This window comes from Ensifer sp. ENS07 (genome assembly GCF_014852185.1).
GTDB classification, from domain to species: Bacteria; Pseudomonadota; Alphaproteobacteria; order Rhizobiales; family Rhizobiaceae; genus Ensifer; species Ensifer adhaerens.
This window is the reverse complement of the sequence record NZ_JACVBE010000002.1, coordinates 516,777-530,220: the sequence shown is the minus strand read 5'-3', so window position 1 is coordinate 530,220 and position 13,444 is coordinate 516,777. Positions and strand designations below refer to the sequence as shown.

The 13,444-nt window shown below is 63.0% G+C and carries 11 protein-coding genes; 10 read left to right on the top strand and 1 reads right to left on the bottom strand.

Annotated features, from left to right (window positions below; genetic code table 11):
* Window positions 1-46 precede the first annotated feature (46 nt).
* The 3 genes from IB277_RS09700 to IB277_RS09690 all read left to right on the top strand — a co-directional run bounded on the left by IB277_RS09700 (window position 47) and on the right by IB277_RS09690 (window position 2,913).
* Window positions 47-1,549 (top strand): M81 family metallopeptidase, encoded by a 1,503-nt coding sequence (locus tag IB277_RS09700; RefSeq protein WP_034793222.1) that lies wholly within the window; start codon window positions 47-49, stop codon window positions 1,547-1,549.
* Window positions 1,550-1,687: 138 nt separating this feature from the next.
* Window positions 1,688-1,975 carry a DUF3302 domain-containing protein gene (locus tag IB277_RS09695; RefSeq protein ID WP_090294142.1) on the top strand — a complete coding sequence of 96 codons (288 nt, stop codon included), beginning with the start codon at window positions 1,688-1,690 and terminating at the stop codon, window positions 1,973-1,975.
* The gene (locus IB277_RS09690; RefSeq protein ID WP_089043567.1) at window positions 1,972-2,913 is read left to right on the top strand and encodes an HlyD family secretion protein; all 942 of its coding nucleotides are present in this window, start codon (window positions 1,972-1,974) and stop codon (window positions 2,911-2,913) included. The genes IB277_RS09695 and IB277_RS09690 overlap by 4 nt, the downstream gene beginning before the upstream one ends.
* A 285-nt stretch (window positions 2,914-3,198) precedes the next feature.
* Here IB277_RS09690 and IB277_RS09685 read toward each other — a convergent pair whose 3' ends face one another.
* The gene (locus IB277_RS09685; RefSeq protein WP_090294139.1) at window positions 3,199-4,212 is read right to left on the bottom strand and encodes an aldo/keto reductase; all 1,014 of its coding nucleotides are present in this window, start codon (window positions 4,210-4,212) and stop codon (window positions 3,199-3,201) included.
* 309 nt (window positions 4,213-4,521) lie between these two features.
* On the opposite strand from IB277_RS09685, the gene IB277_RS09680 reads away from it, so the two are divergent.
* From IB277_RS09680 to IB277_RS09650, 7 genes are all read left to right on the top strand, one after another.
* Window positions 4,522-6,957: an arylsulfatase gene (locus IB277_RS09680; RefSeq protein ID WP_192370962.1), complete on the top strand. Its 2,436-nt coding sequence runs from the start codon at window positions 4,522-4,524 to the stop codon at window positions 6,955-6,957.
* A 92-nt stretch (window positions 6,958-7,049) separates the two neighbouring features.
* The gene (locus IB277_RS09675; protein WP_192370961.1) at window positions 7,050-7,397 is read left to right on the top strand and encodes a hypothetical protein; all 348 of its coding nucleotides are present in this window, start codon (window positions 7,050-7,052) and stop codon (window positions 7,395-7,397) included.
* Between the two features lie 85 nt (window positions 7,398-7,482).
* Window positions 7,483-8,121, top strand: a complete 639-nt coding sequence (locus tag IB277_RS09670; protein ID WP_192370960.1) for a glutathione S-transferase family protein — start codon at window positions 7,483-7,485, stop codon at window positions 8,119-8,121.
* Window positions 8,122-8,280: 159 nt separating this feature from the next.
* On the top strand, window positions 8,281-8,619 hold the full coding sequence (locus IB277_RS09665; protein ID WP_113189652.1) for a hypothetical protein: 339 nt from the start codon (window positions 8,281-8,283) through the stop codon (window positions 8,617-8,619).
* Between the two features lie 389 nt (window positions 8,620-9,008).
* Window positions 9,009-10,508: a nucleobase:cation symporter-2 family protein gene (locus tag IB277_RS09660; RefSeq protein WP_370689558.1), complete on the top strand. Its 1,500-nt coding sequence runs from the start codon at window positions 9,009-9,011 to the stop codon at window positions 10,506-10,508.
* A gap of 245 nt (window positions 10,509-10,753) precedes the next feature.
* Window positions 10,754-11,359 carry a deaminase gene (locus tag IB277_RS09655; RefSeq protein ID WP_034793244.1) on the top strand — a complete coding sequence of 202 codons (606 nt, stop codon included), beginning with the start codon at window positions 10,754-10,756 and terminating at the stop codon, window positions 11,357-11,359.
* A gap of 145 nt (window positions 11,360-11,504) precedes the next feature.
* The gene (locus IB277_RS09650; protein ID WP_127889128.1) at window positions 11,505-13,409 is read left to right on the top strand and encodes an adenylate/guanylate cyclase domain-containing protein; all 1,905 of its coding nucleotides are present in this window, start codon (window positions 11,505-11,507) and stop codon (window positions 13,407-13,409) included.
* The last annotated feature ends 35 nt before the right edge of the window (window positions 13,410-13,444 follow it).

The following is a 13,444-nucleotide window of genomic DNA, read 5'->3' as shown; positions in this document are numbered from 1 at the left end:
GCCCGTCTTCTCGATTTTTCCAGTCAGCAAAATGAAAGTGCATAGGATGAGCTTCCGGGTCGCCGTTCTCGAATTCAACCAGGAAACCAACACGTTTTCGAAGCTCAAGACCGGGTTCAGGGACTTCGAGGCCTGCCACTATTTCGTTGGCGCCGAGATAGAAACCCATTGCCGCGGCACCAATTCGGAGATCGGCGGCTTCATCGATTGTTGCGACACGTACGGCTGGCAGCCGGTCTATACCGTGGCGGCGCGGGCCGAACCCGGCGGCAGGATCGAGGAAGCGATGCGGCAGCGCTTCGTCGCGGATCTCCAAAGCGCGCTCGACGGCGAAAGGCTCGACGGCGTGTTTATCGTCTTCCATGGGGCTATGTGCACGGAAACGGCTGACGATGCGCAGATCCAGCTTCTGGAGGTGGTGCGTGGCATCGTCGGTTCGGAACTTCCCATCGCCGCGACCTTCGACCTGCACGCCAATTCGGCGCCCGAAATGGCCGGCCTGCTCGATATTGCCGTCTCGTTCCGCACCTATCCGCATGTGGACATGGCCGAATGCGCCCACAAGGCGGGCGCGCTGCTCGAGCGCGCCATGCGCGGCGAAATCCGGCCGGCGCTCGCCATCCGCCAGCCGCCGATGCTGAACGGCTGCAACGACGGGCGCACGACCCATGCCTGCGCCATGACCGAGCTGCTCGAAATTGCCGACGGGATCGCGGCGCGCGACGGCATGCTGGCGACCTCGATCAATGCCGGCTTCTACGATGCCGATATCTTCAATACCGGCCCATCGGCGGTTATCTGCTACGACCGCAACCGGGTGGCGGCCGAAGACGCGGAAGCCGAGGCCGAGCGTCTCTGCCGCGAGATCTGGGACCGGCGCGAGCACCAGGATGTGCAGCTGCCGCTCGACGCGCTGCCCGGCATCGTCGCGGCGCATCTTGCGAAAGATGGGGCCGGGCCGCTGGTCATTGCCGACTTCTCCGACAATCCCGGCTGCGGTGCCTATAGCGATTCCACCTGCGTGCTCGCCAGGCTGCTCGATACCGGCGTCCGAAACGCGGCTTTCGGCGCGCTCTGCGATCCGGAAGTCGTGGCCGAGTTGATCGCTGCCGGCATCGGTGCGACACGCGAGGTTACGCTCGGCTGCAAGATCGACCCTGAAGTCGGCGGCGGGCCGATCACGATCAAGGGCAGGGTGGAGGCGATTTCGGACGGCAGGATCGTCTTCGAGGGGCCGATGTTTCAAGGGCTGCCGGCGACGATGGGGCCGAGCGTGCGCTTTCATGTCGAAGGCATCGACATCCTCATTTGCAGCGAACGCCAGCAGATGCTCGATCGCAACCTCTTCCGCGCCGTCGGCATCGAGCCGTCCGACTATCAGATCGTCGTCGTCAAGTCGCAGCAGCACTTCCGCGCCGCCTTCGGTCCGATCGCGTCCGAGATCGTCGAGATCGACGGCACGGGCCTCAGCAGTGCCAATATCGGCGCGCGCAAGTTCCAGCGGGTGCGGCGGCCGGTCTATCCGCTGGATCACGGCGAACTCGGCTGAGGCGGGCTGCCGTTCGCGGGCCAAGGTTCATGCCTGCGCCCTCTAAAGGGGCAGCCGTATGGCGCGGTAACCGTTACGTACTTCCGCAGTGCCCGGCTTTGGGTCTAGCGTCCCCGTCGTGAAGGGGAGCGCAACTTCATGAGTTTTATCGATCTCTTCGCCTGGATCGTGCTGATCGTGCTCGTGGTGAGCACGGTCGCCGTGCTGATCTTTCTCGCCATGCTGCCGGGGTCGATCGCAAAAAGGCGCAATCATCCCTGGAGCGAGGCGGTCAATGTGGCGGGCTGGGTGACGCTGTTCTTCGGCTTCGCGCTGTGGCCGATCGCGCTCATCTGGGCCTATGTCGACGTGCCGCGCCCGAGCGGCGCGCATCCGGCGGCGACCCCTGCAGGCGAGGTTCATCCGAGCGAGGCGGGCCAGCCATGATCGTCTTTCTCTTCAATGTCTATCTGGCGATCCTCTTCTGCCTGGTGAAATTCAGGATCGTGCCTTTCAACCTGTTCTGGAAGATTTCGCCGGCGATCGTGTTCCTGCTGCTTCTCGTCGGTCTGTTCATCCCGATGAACTGGGGCGCGCCGCAGGGCAAGGCGCTGGTGGTGCGCAATTCGGTGGCGATCGTGCCCGATGTCGCCGGCGAGGTCACGGAGGTGCCGGTCGCCTCCAACAGCCCGCTGAAAGCCGGCGACGTGCTCTTCCGCATCGACCCCGTGCCCTACCAGGCGAAGGTGGACGCGCTGCAGGCGCAGCTTTCGCTGCAGGAGCTGCGGCTTGCGCAGATGACGAAGCTGCAGTCGCGCGATGCGGCAACCGAATTCGACGTGCAGCAACGCCAGGCGGACGTCGACAATCTGAGAGCCCAGATCAGCAATGCCGAGTGGGAACTCGGCAAGACGACGGTGCGGGCGCCGGCCGATGGCTACGTGACCAACCTTGCGCTGCGCAAGGGCGCGCGCGTGACGACGCTGCCGCTGTCGCCGGCCATGGCCTTTATCGACACCTCCGAGACGATCATCGGGGTCGAGATCAACCAGATCGATGCGCGCTATATAGAGCCCGGCCAGATGGTGGAGGCGACCTTCAAGTTTGCGCCCGGCGAGACCTATACCGGTGAGGTCGAGGGCGTGCTGCAGGCGATCGCCTCCGGGCAAGCCCGGGTGTCCGGCACGGCGGTGACCCCGGAGGCAGTCTCCGCCGCGCCCTTCATCGTGCGGGTGAAACTCGACGACCAGGCTTTCGCCGCACGGCTGCCGGCCGGCGCCACGGGGGACGCGGCCATCTTCACCGACCGGGTGAAGGTGGCGCATGTGATCCGCCGGGTGCTTTTGCGCCAGATCGCGATCACCAACTACGTCAATCCGTTCTGATCGGCTGCGCGGCGGGGTGCCACCGGCTGCCCCGCCCGCTGGAAGACGGGCGAGGATAGGACGGTTTCTCGCAATTCCGGACGGAAAACCGCTGCGCACTTGTCCTGGAATTGCTTGGCCAAATGTCGCAAGTCCTAGCGGAAAACCGTTTCACACTTTTCCTGGGATTGCTTGGCCAAACGACGCAATTCCGGACGAAAAACCGCTGCGCACTTTTCCTGGAATTGCTTGGCCAAACGACGCAATTCCGGACGGAAAACCGCCGCACACTTTTCCTGGAATTGCTTAGCCGGCAATCGGTAGCGGCGCCTCCGGGTTGACGAGACCGGCTGCCCTCAAGTCCCGCCAGAAGTCGGCCGGCACGGCCTCGTTCAGGGCGGCACGGTCTTCGGCGATGCGGCTCGGCTGGCTGGCGCCGGGGATGACGGCGGCAACCGCGGGGTTGGCGAGCGAGAACTGCAGGCCGGCCGCCTTCATCGAGATGCCGTGACGGTCGGCGATCGCCTTGATACGCGCGACCTTGTCGAGAATTGCCGGCGTGGCCGGGGCATACTCGAAGTTCGGGCCACCGACGAGCGCGCCGGAGCTATAGGGGCCGCCGACGACAATGCCGAGGCCGCGCTTGGTGACCTCGGGCATGACGCGCTGGAGTGCGCGGTCATGGTCAAGCAGGGTATAGCGGCCGGCAAGCAGGAAGCCATCGGGACGCGGACCCTCGAGCGCGAGCAGCAGTTCGATCGGCTCCACCCGGTTGACGCCGAGCCCCCAGGCCTTGATCACGCCTTCGTCGCGCAGCCGGTCGAGCGCGCTGAAGGCGCCCTTGCGCGCCGTCTCGAAAACGTCGAGCCATTCGTCGCCGTAGAAATCCTGGGCAACGTCGTGAACGAAGGCGATCTCGATCCGGTCGGTCTTCAGGCGCTTGAGGCTGTCCTCGATCGACCGCAGGGTGGCGTCATGGGAGTAGTCGTTGACGATCTTGTTGGGGCGGCCATAGCGGAAGACGTCGCCCTTTTCCCCAAGGTCGCGGGCGCTGACGTCCTCGATCTCGTCGAGGATGACCCGGCCGACCTTGGTGCTGATGACGTATTCGTCACGCGGGCGACCGCCGAGCGCTTCGCCCATGCGGATCTCGGCAAGGCCGGCGCCGTAGAACGGGGCGTTGTCGAAATAGCGGATGCCGTCGTTCCAGGCGGCCTCGACGGTGGCAAGCGCTTCTTTTTCGGGTATTTCGCGGAACATGTTGCCGAGCGGGGCCGCGCCGAAACCGAGCTTGCCGGGCAGAATATCCTTGAGTGTCATGTGTCCTGTCCTTTGCTGATCGATGGGGCAGGTGATGCGGTGCATCGCCGTTGTTTGGAAAAATAGGTCAGGGAGCGGAGTCCCGGTAGCGGGGTACGCTTCGCAGGATATGGGAAACGAATTCACAGATGCGATGTTCGGAGCCGGATAACTGGTGAAGTGTTCCGGGGAAGCCATCGGGCAGACCGTCTGCGACGGATCGGATGGAGAACACCGGTCGTAAACTTCTCGCGTCTCGGGTCTGGTTTGCGTATATTAGACTAGCCTAAATCGGTGGAGATTCAACGATCTGCAATAGGGGTGTTCGCCATGACCATTGGCCAGAGCATGCTTGCGGGTGCAGCCTTCTTCGCGCTTGGTTTTACGTCCGCATGGGCACAGCAGGTTTCAGGGACGCTCGGCGCCCCGGGAGCGACGACAACAATTACGGGTAAGCAGCTTCCGTCACCAAGTCCGGCTTTTGGCGGTGTAATCAAGGAAAAGGCCTCGGAATCGACGCCCTGGTGGGCTCCGCGGGTCGTGCCGCCGAAAGGCGCGCCCAATGTGCTGCTGATCATGACGGACGATCAAGGCTTCGGTGCGCCCAGCACCTTTGGCGGCGTCATTCCGACACCGGCCATGGACCGCATCGCCAAGGAGGGGTTGCGCTTCACGAACTTCCACTCGACATCGCTCTGCTCGCCGTCTCGTGCGGCGCTGATCACCGGGCGCAATCACCATTCGGTTGGCTACGGGGTCGTCGGGGAGATCGCGACCGGATATCCGGGCTACGATTCGATCATCCCGATCGAGAAAGGAACGATCGGCACGATCCTCAAGGAAAATGGCTACGCCACCGCGTGGTTCGGCAAGAACCACAACACGCCGTCCTATCAATCAAGCCAGGCGGGGCCCTTCAACCAGTGGCCGACGGGCATGGGCTTCGATTATTTCTATGGCTTCGTCGGCGGCGATGCGAGCCAGTGGCAGCCGAACCTGTTCCGCAACACCACGGCCATCTATCCGTTTGAAGGCAATCCCAAGTGGAACCTGGAAACGGCCATGGCCGACGAAGCGATCCAGCACATCAGGCAGTTGAGCGAGATCGCCCCGGGCAAGCCCTGGCTCGTCTATTACGTGCCCGGTGCCACCCATGCACCGCACCACCCGACGCCCGAATGGATCAAGAAGATCAGCGACATGCACCTCTTCGACGAGGGCTGGAACAAGGTGCGCGAGACGATCTTCGCCAATCAGAAGCGGCTCGGCATCATGCCTGAGAACGCGAAGCTCACGCCGTGGCCGGAGGGGTTGCCGCAATGGGATTCCCTCAGTTTGGAGGCGAAGAAACTGTTCATCAGGCAGGCCGATGTGTACGCCGCCTACCTTGCCTATGCCGACAACGAGATCGGGCGCGTCATCCAGGCGGTGGAAGATATCGGCGAGCTCGACAACACCCTGATCATCTACATCGGCGGCGACAACGGCGCGAGCGCCGAGGGCATGCTCAACGGCACGCCGAATGAGTTCACCACATTCAACGGCGTCGACGTTCCGGTGAAGGACCAGTTTCTCTGGTATCCGTTCTGGGGTTCGGAGCGGACATTCCCGCATTTCGCAGCCGGCTGGGCCTGGGCGATGGGGACACCGTTCAAGTGGGTCAAGCAGGTGCCATCGCACTTCGGCGGGACGGCGCAGGGCATGGTCATGTCGTGGCCCGGCCATATCAACGACGCTGGCGGTGTCCGCGCGCAGTTTCACCACTTCATCGACATCGTGCCGACGATCCTGGAGGCGACAGGCATCCCGCAACCGGAGACGATCAACGGCATCAAACAGGAGCCGATCGAAGGCGTCAGCATGGCCTACACATGGGACAAGGCGAATGCCGCTGCGCCGACCGAACACAAGACCCAGTACTTCGAGATGCTGGGAAACCGCGCGATCTACCACGACGGATGGGTCGCCGCGACGACGCCCGCGACATTGCCGTGGGAACTCAGCACCAAGACGCCGCCCGACGTGATCACCGGCTACAACTGGGAACTCTACAACGTCGATGAAGACCCGACGCAATTCACCGATCTTGCCGCCAAAATGCCTGACAAACTCAAGGAATTGCAGGACCTCTTCTATGCCGAGGCGAAGAAGTACAACGTGCTGCCGCTCGACAATTCGACGCTCGCACGCTGGAATGCCCCGCGGCCGAACCTGACGGCCGGCCGTACGGAATTCACCTATCGCGGCGAACTGAGTGGTGTGCCGGCCAGCGCTGCGCCGAGCACCTTGAACAAGTCCTATACGATTACGGCCGATGTCGAGATACCCGACGGCGGTGCGCAAGGCATGATCGTCACCGAGGGTGGCCGCTTTGGCGGTTACGGCCTCTTCCTCAGCCAGGGCGACTTCGGTGTCGGCAGTGGGAAGGTCGTGTTCCTCTACAATCTCCTCGACCTCAAGCGCACCCTGTGGGAAGGACCGGAACTCGAACCCGGCAAACACAGGATCGTCTTCGACTTCAAGTCGGATGGAAAGGGACTTGGCGCCGGGGGCACCGGCGTTCTGTCGGTGGACGGCAAGGAGGTCGCCAGGAACAGCATCGATCATGGCATCCCGGTCACTTTCCCCGAGGATGAGACCTTCGACGTCGGTCTCGACACGCGCACCGGCGTCGCCCTTTTGGAACACCGCTACGACACGCCCTTCCGCTTTACGGGCAAGATCGACAAACTGACTTTCGAATTGAAGCCAAACGCAACGCCCTAGAGCGCCGTGCGTTCACGTGAACGCACATGGGACGCTCTGGCGACCTTGCATCGCAAGGCCCGGACACAAACGACTGGCAGAGGTGCGTTCCGATGATACGCGTGCTTGATCTCGCCGCCTTCGGGGAGATGGCAACAGGGCTCGCACTGGTGGTGGCGCCTTCGCTCGTGGGGCAGGTGCTGCTTGGCGAGCTACTCACCGGGCCTGCGATCCCGACGGCCCGGGTGGCGGGAATTGCCCTGATCGCCCTGGGCGTTGCCTGCTGGAAGAACTCAAGCCTCATCGGCATGCTGATCTACAGTGCGGCCGTCACGCTCTATCTGGCCTGGTTCGGACTGACGGACGGCTCCACCGGCGTCCTTCTGTGGCCTGCGATCGCAGTTCATGCGGTGCTGTCGGTCTTGCTCTGGCGCGGACGTCACACGCCCGGCACCGGCTAGAGTCGCGGTCGATTTTGTCTCGGTCTCTGTCGGCAAACGCAGCATTCGTGCGTCTTCAGGATGTGCACACGGAGGACCAAGCCGCATGAAGCTTTATTTCAGCCGCAACCCCAATCCGCGCCTGGCGGTCGCCACGGCCCGATTTCTGAAGGCAGAGGTCGCGTTCGAATATGCCGAGCCGCTGGCGCCGGGGCAGGCGGACCGCTATCGGCCGCTCAATCCCAACCTGCTTTTGCCGATCCTGGAGCGTCCCGGCCGGGCGCTGTGGGAGGCGGATGCGATCGCCTGCTTTCTCTCTCGCCAGGTCGGCTCCAACCTCTGGCGAAGGGATGACGACGAGCCGGAGATGGTCCGCTGGATCAGCTGGAGCAAGGAGAACTTCGTGAAGGCCTGTGACATGGTGCATTGGGAGCGCGGCACCAAGCTGCGCTACGGCATCGGCACTTGTGACGAGGCCATGGTGGAGGAGGGGATGAAGGCGTTCCACAAGGCGGCCCGGCTGCTCGATGCCGAACTCTCCGGTCACGCCTGGCTGGTCGGCGAGGCGGTCTCCTACGCCGATTTTCGCATGGCGACATTCCTGCCCTACAATGATGTGGCAAGGCTGCCGCTCGCGGACTATCCGGCACTTGCGCGCTGGGCCGGGCAGCTCGAGGCGATCGACGCCTGGCGCGATCCGTTCCGCGGGCTTGATGCGCCCGCGTTGCCTCCGATATCAGGCTGAGCGGCGGCCTTTGCCTGCCGTCGAGCGGCGGCGACGGCCGGTGGTTGTCGCCGCGCATTCGCAGGTTGCGTGATTGTTCTCGCCATCCATTTTCTCCTCTGCTAATACAGTCGCGCTAGCATGCGAACAGCCTCTTCTTGCTCAGAAGGAATTCGTCCGATGCGTTTCACAGTCGCAATCGCAGCAGCAGCATTGATGTCCCTTCCGACACCAACCCTTGCCAAATCGCCGGCCGATATCGCCGATCTCGTCGGCGCACGCGCGCCTGGCGCCGAGAGCGAGATGCAGTCCAGGGGCTATGTCGACGTCGGCGGCAACAATACCTGGTGGAATGCCGGCACCAAGACCTGCGTCCGGGTGCATGTTTCCCAGGGACACTACTCGGCGATCTCGCAGATCAAGCCCTCGGCTTGCGGCCAAGGGAGCGGCAAGAGCTCGCCATGCCCGCCGGATCTGTCGCAGGCCGATCTCTACAAGCATCCGGGCTGCAGCCTCTAGGGGGCCGTCGCGTCCAACGGGTGCCGGGCTGGAACTTTCGCAGTGAAGGCAACGGTGACACGGGCGGTGCCGGCGGCCGCCTCGGCTTCATTGTGCCCCTTCGATCGGCGGGGAAAGCGGTACGAGAGCGCCGCGACCATTGCGCAATGCGATGATCTCTGCTCTCCTTTGAATGGCCTATCGGTGGAGCAGATTGCCCCTGGCGATCGGATTTTGCGGTTGAAAGCGTCGGAAACCGCTTAAAAAAGGCCGATTGCGGCAGATATTCCCGCCCCAACCATTCCCGCCCAAAACCCGAAAGGTGTTTCGCCTTTTTTAGGAAAGCGAGATTTGCCTACCTTCAGTACCCTTTTGGTTGTCCCGCTGGAGACGGGACATATCGCGAAGGTATGGAGGAGATACCCTTGGCAAGCATTTCAGAGGACACTACGCATACCCAGAATCCGGCGCAAAATCCGGAAGACGAACGGCTGAGCATTGGTGCCAATCTGGCCTATGGCCTGCAGCACGTCTTGACCATGTATGGCGGCATCGTCGCCGTTCCGCTGATCCTCGGCCAGGCGGCGGGCTTGAATTCCAGCGATGTCGGCCTGCTCGTCACCGCCTCGCTTTTCGCCGGTGGCCTCGCCACTATCCTGCAGACGATCGGCGTGCCGTTCTTCGGCAGCCGCCTGCCGCTGGTGCAGGGCGTCTCGTTCTCGGGTGTCGCCACGATGATCGCCATTTCCGGCAATGGCGGCATTCCGGCGATCCTTGGTGCGGTCATCGCGGCCTCATTGATCGGCCTTCTGATCACGCCGGTGTTTTCGCGCATCACCCGCTTCTTCCCGCCGCTCGTCACCGGCATCGTCATTACCACCATCGGCCTGACGCTGATGCCGGTTGCGGCATTCTGGGCGATGGGCGGCAACAAGGCGGCGCCGGACTTCGGCAGTACCGCCAATATCCAGCTTGCGGCGGTCACGCTCATCATCGTGCTGCTCTTGAGCAAACTCGGCAACGCTTCGATCTCCAGGCTTTCGATCCTGCTGTCGATCGTTATCGGTACCGGCATTGCCTATGTCGCCGGCATGACCGATTTCTCGCAAGTTGCAAACGGCCCGGTCTTCGCATTGCCGAGGATCTTCCATTTCGGCTATCCGACCTTCGAGCTTGCGGCTGTTATCTCGATGCTGATCGTCATCATGGTGACGCTGGTCGAGACCTCGGCCGACATTCTCGCCGTCGGTGAGATCGTCGAAACCAAGGTGGATTCGCGCCGGCTTGGTGACGGCCTTCGTGCCGACATGCTGTCGAGCATTCTCGCGCCGGTCGTCGGCTCCTTCACCCAGAGCGCCTTTGCCCAGAATGTCGGCCTCGTGGCGGTGACGGGCGTGAAGAGCCGTTACGTGGTGGCAACGGGCGGCCTGTTCCTGGTAACGCTCGGCCTCTTGCCGATCATGGGTCGCGTCGTCGCCTCGGTGCCGACCTCGGTGCTTGGTGGCGCCGGCATCGTGCTCTTCGGCACGGTTGCGGCAAGCGGCATCCGCACGCTGTCCAAGGTCGAGTACAACAACAACATGAACCTGGTGATCGTTGCGACCTCGATCGGCTTCGGCATGATCCCGATTGCGGCACCCGGCTTCTACGAGCATTTCCCGGCCTGGGTCGCCACGATCTTCCATTCGGGCATCTCGTCGGCGGCCGTCATGGCGATCCTGCTCAACCTCCTGTTCAATCACTTCACCGCAGGCAATTCCGACCAGCAGTCGGTCTTCGTGGCTGCAACCGAACGCACGATCCGCTACCAGGACATCGCAAGGCTGCACGACGGCGACTACTTCCTCAACGGCAAGCTCTACGATGCCAAGGGCACCGAGGTGCCGCTGATTGCGGCGGAGGCGCACTGAACCGGCAAGCTCCCTGAAATGATGCAATCCCAGACTGCTTTCCCTGGGGTTGCTTTGAATTACGCAATCCCGGACGAAAAACCGCTTCGCACTTTTTCTGGGATTGTTTTGAGACACGCAACTCCGGACGAAAAACCGCTTCGCACTTTTTCTGGAGTTGCTTGTGAAACCCGCCATTCCGGGCAGGAAGCCGCTTCCTGTTTTTCCTGGCGTTGATTGAAAAACCCAACAAAAGGACATTGGGAATGACACGTGAGACCGACAATTACGCGCTGCTCGATGCACTGCTTCACACGATGGAGAAGGGCATCATTCCGGCAACGGAAGCGGGCGTTGCCGCCGGCAACAAGATCTTCGGCGCGGCGCTGATGCGCAAATCCGATCTTTCGACCGTGCTTGTCGAAACCAACAACGAGACGGAAAACCCGCTCTGGCACGGCGAAGTGCACACGCTGAAGCGGTTCTACGAGATCGAGGGCGAGAAGCGGCCGGACAGCCGCGACCTCATCTTCCTCTCGACGCATGAGCCGTGCTCGATGTGCCTTTCGGCGATCACCTGGGCGGGTTTCGATAATTTCTTCTACTTCTTCAGCCACGAGGATTCCCGCGACAGTTTCTCCATTCCGCATGACCTGAAGATCCTGAAGGAGGTCTTCACGCTGGAGCCGGGCGGCTACAACCGCACCAATGCCTTCTGGAAGGGCCAGTCGATCCACGCGCTGATCGACGCTCTGCCCGAGCCGCAACGCCAGGAACTCAAGGCCCGCGCCGAGGCGATCCGGGCGAAATACGACGATCTCTCCTCCGTCTATCAGGACAGCAAGGACGGCAACGCCATTCCGCTGAACTGACGCTCGAAAACCGTCACCTGTACCGGGCCATTTCATTCTCTCATCAGAGATTGAAATGGCCTATTTCTTTGAAAGAATATGCATTCCTCCTCGCCAGGGCAGGTGCTAGGGTCGCCTCCATACAGTCGCGTTTCGGGGGAATTGCGTGAACTGGTCCAGGCCTCTCAGGGTGCATCTCAGCGTGCTCGTCGTGGCGCTGCTCATCTTAACGGCGACGCCGATCATCTGGATGGCGTTCAGCCAGGGGCGGCAGGCGGCGATCCTTGCCGGCGAAAAGCACATGCGCGAGATGAGCCTGAGGCTGATCGAGGGCTACAGGAATGCGCTCGAGGGCGGCCACGAGGCGGTCGCGCTTGCGTCCACCGTGCCGCAGTTGGCCGTCGCGCCGCCGGGCGACCTGCAGCCGAAGGAGCAGTTCTTCCTGGAGGTGCTCAGAAGCGTTTCCAACGCGACGAGCGTCTACGCCGGCTATCCTGATGGATCCTACCTGCAGGTGATCAACACGGGGCGGGACTATGTTCGCCAAAGTCTGGCGGCACCGGCAGGCACCGCCTTTGCCGTTCGATTGCTTGCGCATGCCAAGGACGCGGGCACCGTCTCGACCCTTCGGTTCCTCGACGCTGCGGCGCAGACGATCGGGGAGCGTCCGTTCGAGCGCACCAATTTCGACCCGCGGCAGAGCCCCTGGTATCAGACGGCGTTGCGAGCCGGCGGTCCGGTTTCCGTCGGGCCCTATGTCACCGGAACGCTGAAGGTTCCGACGCTGGCGCTCGCCGTTCCGCTGAAGGGCAAGGAGGGGATCGTGGTCGGCACCAACATCCACCTTCAGACCATCAGCCGCCTTCTCGATGCGCGCGAGATCTCACCGCGGGCCCGGTCCTATGTCATCGGCAGCGACAACAACCTCGTCGCCCATTCCGATCCCGCGGTCATGAGCACAATCCTCGGCGCCTGGTCGGGTGGTGGCGGCGCCGGCATGCGCAGCCTGGATCCCAGCCTCGACGTCGTCGCCGGGCTGCGCAAGGATCCCGCCTATGCGGGCGGTGGTCTTGCCGAAGCCGATTTTGCCGGCGAGCGCTATCTGGTCCAGATGGCACCCGTCAGCGTATCCGGCCTCTTCAAGGGCAGCTCGGTCGCGATCGTCGTGCCGCTGCAGGATCTGGTGGTGCAGGCAAACCGGCTCCTGGTGCGCAACCTCATGATTGCCGCAGCCGTGCTGGTGGCCGGCGTGGTCGGCTCGCTCATGCTGTCCCGCGTGATCAGCCGCAAGCTCTATCACCTCGCCGACGAGGCGCGGCGGATCGGTGACCTGAACTTTGCCGGCACGGACGCCCCGCATTCCTGGATCACCGAGATCAATACGCTTGGCGGCGCGCTTTCCGCCAGCCGGCGCGCTATCGTCCAGTTTGCGCTCTATGTTCCGCGCGAGGTGGTGCGCCGGATCATTGACCCCGAAGGCGGGGCGGCGGTCCGGGGCAGGCGGCAGGAGGTGACGGCGCTTTTCACCGACGTGCGCGACTTCACCACCATCTCCGAACAGCATTCGCCGGAAGAAGTCGTCGATATCCTCTCGGCCTATTTCGAGATGCTGAACACGGTGGCCGAGCAGTACCACGGGACCGTGATCCAGTATCTGGGCGACAGCATCTTCGTCATCTGGAACGCGCCGGTTGCCGATCCGCAGCACATCGAGAATGGCTGTCATTGCGCGCTGGCGATGAAGGCGGCGGTCGATCGCCTGAACGAGACCAACCGCAAAGGCGGCCGGCCGGAGCTGTTCACGCGCTTTGGCGTGCATACGGGGCCGGCGGTCGTCGGCAGCTTCGGCGCGATCGCGCGGCAGCAATACACGGCCATGGGCGACACGATCAACGTCGCCTCGCGGCTCGAGGGGCTGAACAAGGAGTTCAACACGTCGATCCTGGTGAGCGGGGCGGTGCAGTCTGCGGTTGCCGACCTCTTCGACTTCCGCGCGATGGGGATGGTGCACGTGAAGGGGCGCTCGGGAGGCATCGACCTCTGGGAGTTGGTGGGCGCGAACGCCCGTTAGTCCTTGCCGCCGCGACGACCGCCCAACGGGGCGGA

Coding starts and splice junctions, on each gene's coding strand:
- IB277_RS09655 (WP_034793244.1), top strand. CDS start 10,754: ATGACACGTGAGACCGACAATTACGCGCTGCTCGATGCACTGCTTCAC.
- IB277_RS09690 (WP_089043567.1), top strand. CDS start 1,972: ATGATCGTCTTTCTCTTCAATGTCTATCTGGCGATCCTCTTCTGCCTG.
- IB277_RS09660 (WP_370689558.1), top strand. CDS start 9,009: ATGGAGGAGATACCCTTGGCAAGCATTTCAGAGGACACTACGCATACC.
- IB277_RS09685 (WP_090294139.1), bottom strand. CDS start 4,212: ATGACACTCAAGGATATTCTGCCCGGCAAGCTCGGTTTCGGCGCGGCC.
- IB277_RS09700 (WP_034793222.1), top strand. CDS start 47: ATGAGCTTCCGGGTCGCCGTTCTCGAATTCAACCAGGAAACCAACACG.
- IB277_RS09665 (WP_113189652.1), top strand. CDS start 8,281: ATGCGTTTCACAGTCGCAATCGCAGCAGCAGCATTGATGTCCCTTCCG.
- IB277_RS09680 (WP_192370962.1), top strand. CDS start 4,522: ATGACCATTGGCCAGAGCATGCTTGCGGGTGCAGCCTTCTTCGCGCTT.
- IB277_RS09675 (WP_192370961.1), top strand. CDS start 7,050: ATGATACGCGTGCTTGATCTCGCCGCCTTCGGGGAGATGGCAACAGGG.
- IB277_RS09695 (WP_090294142.1), top strand. CDS start 1,688: ATGAGTTTTATCGATCTCTTCGCCTGGATCGTGCTGATCGTGCTCGTG.
- IB277_RS09670 (WP_192370960.1), top strand. CDS start 7,483: ATGAAGCTTTATTTCAGCCGCAACCCCAATCCGCGCCTGGCGGTCGCC.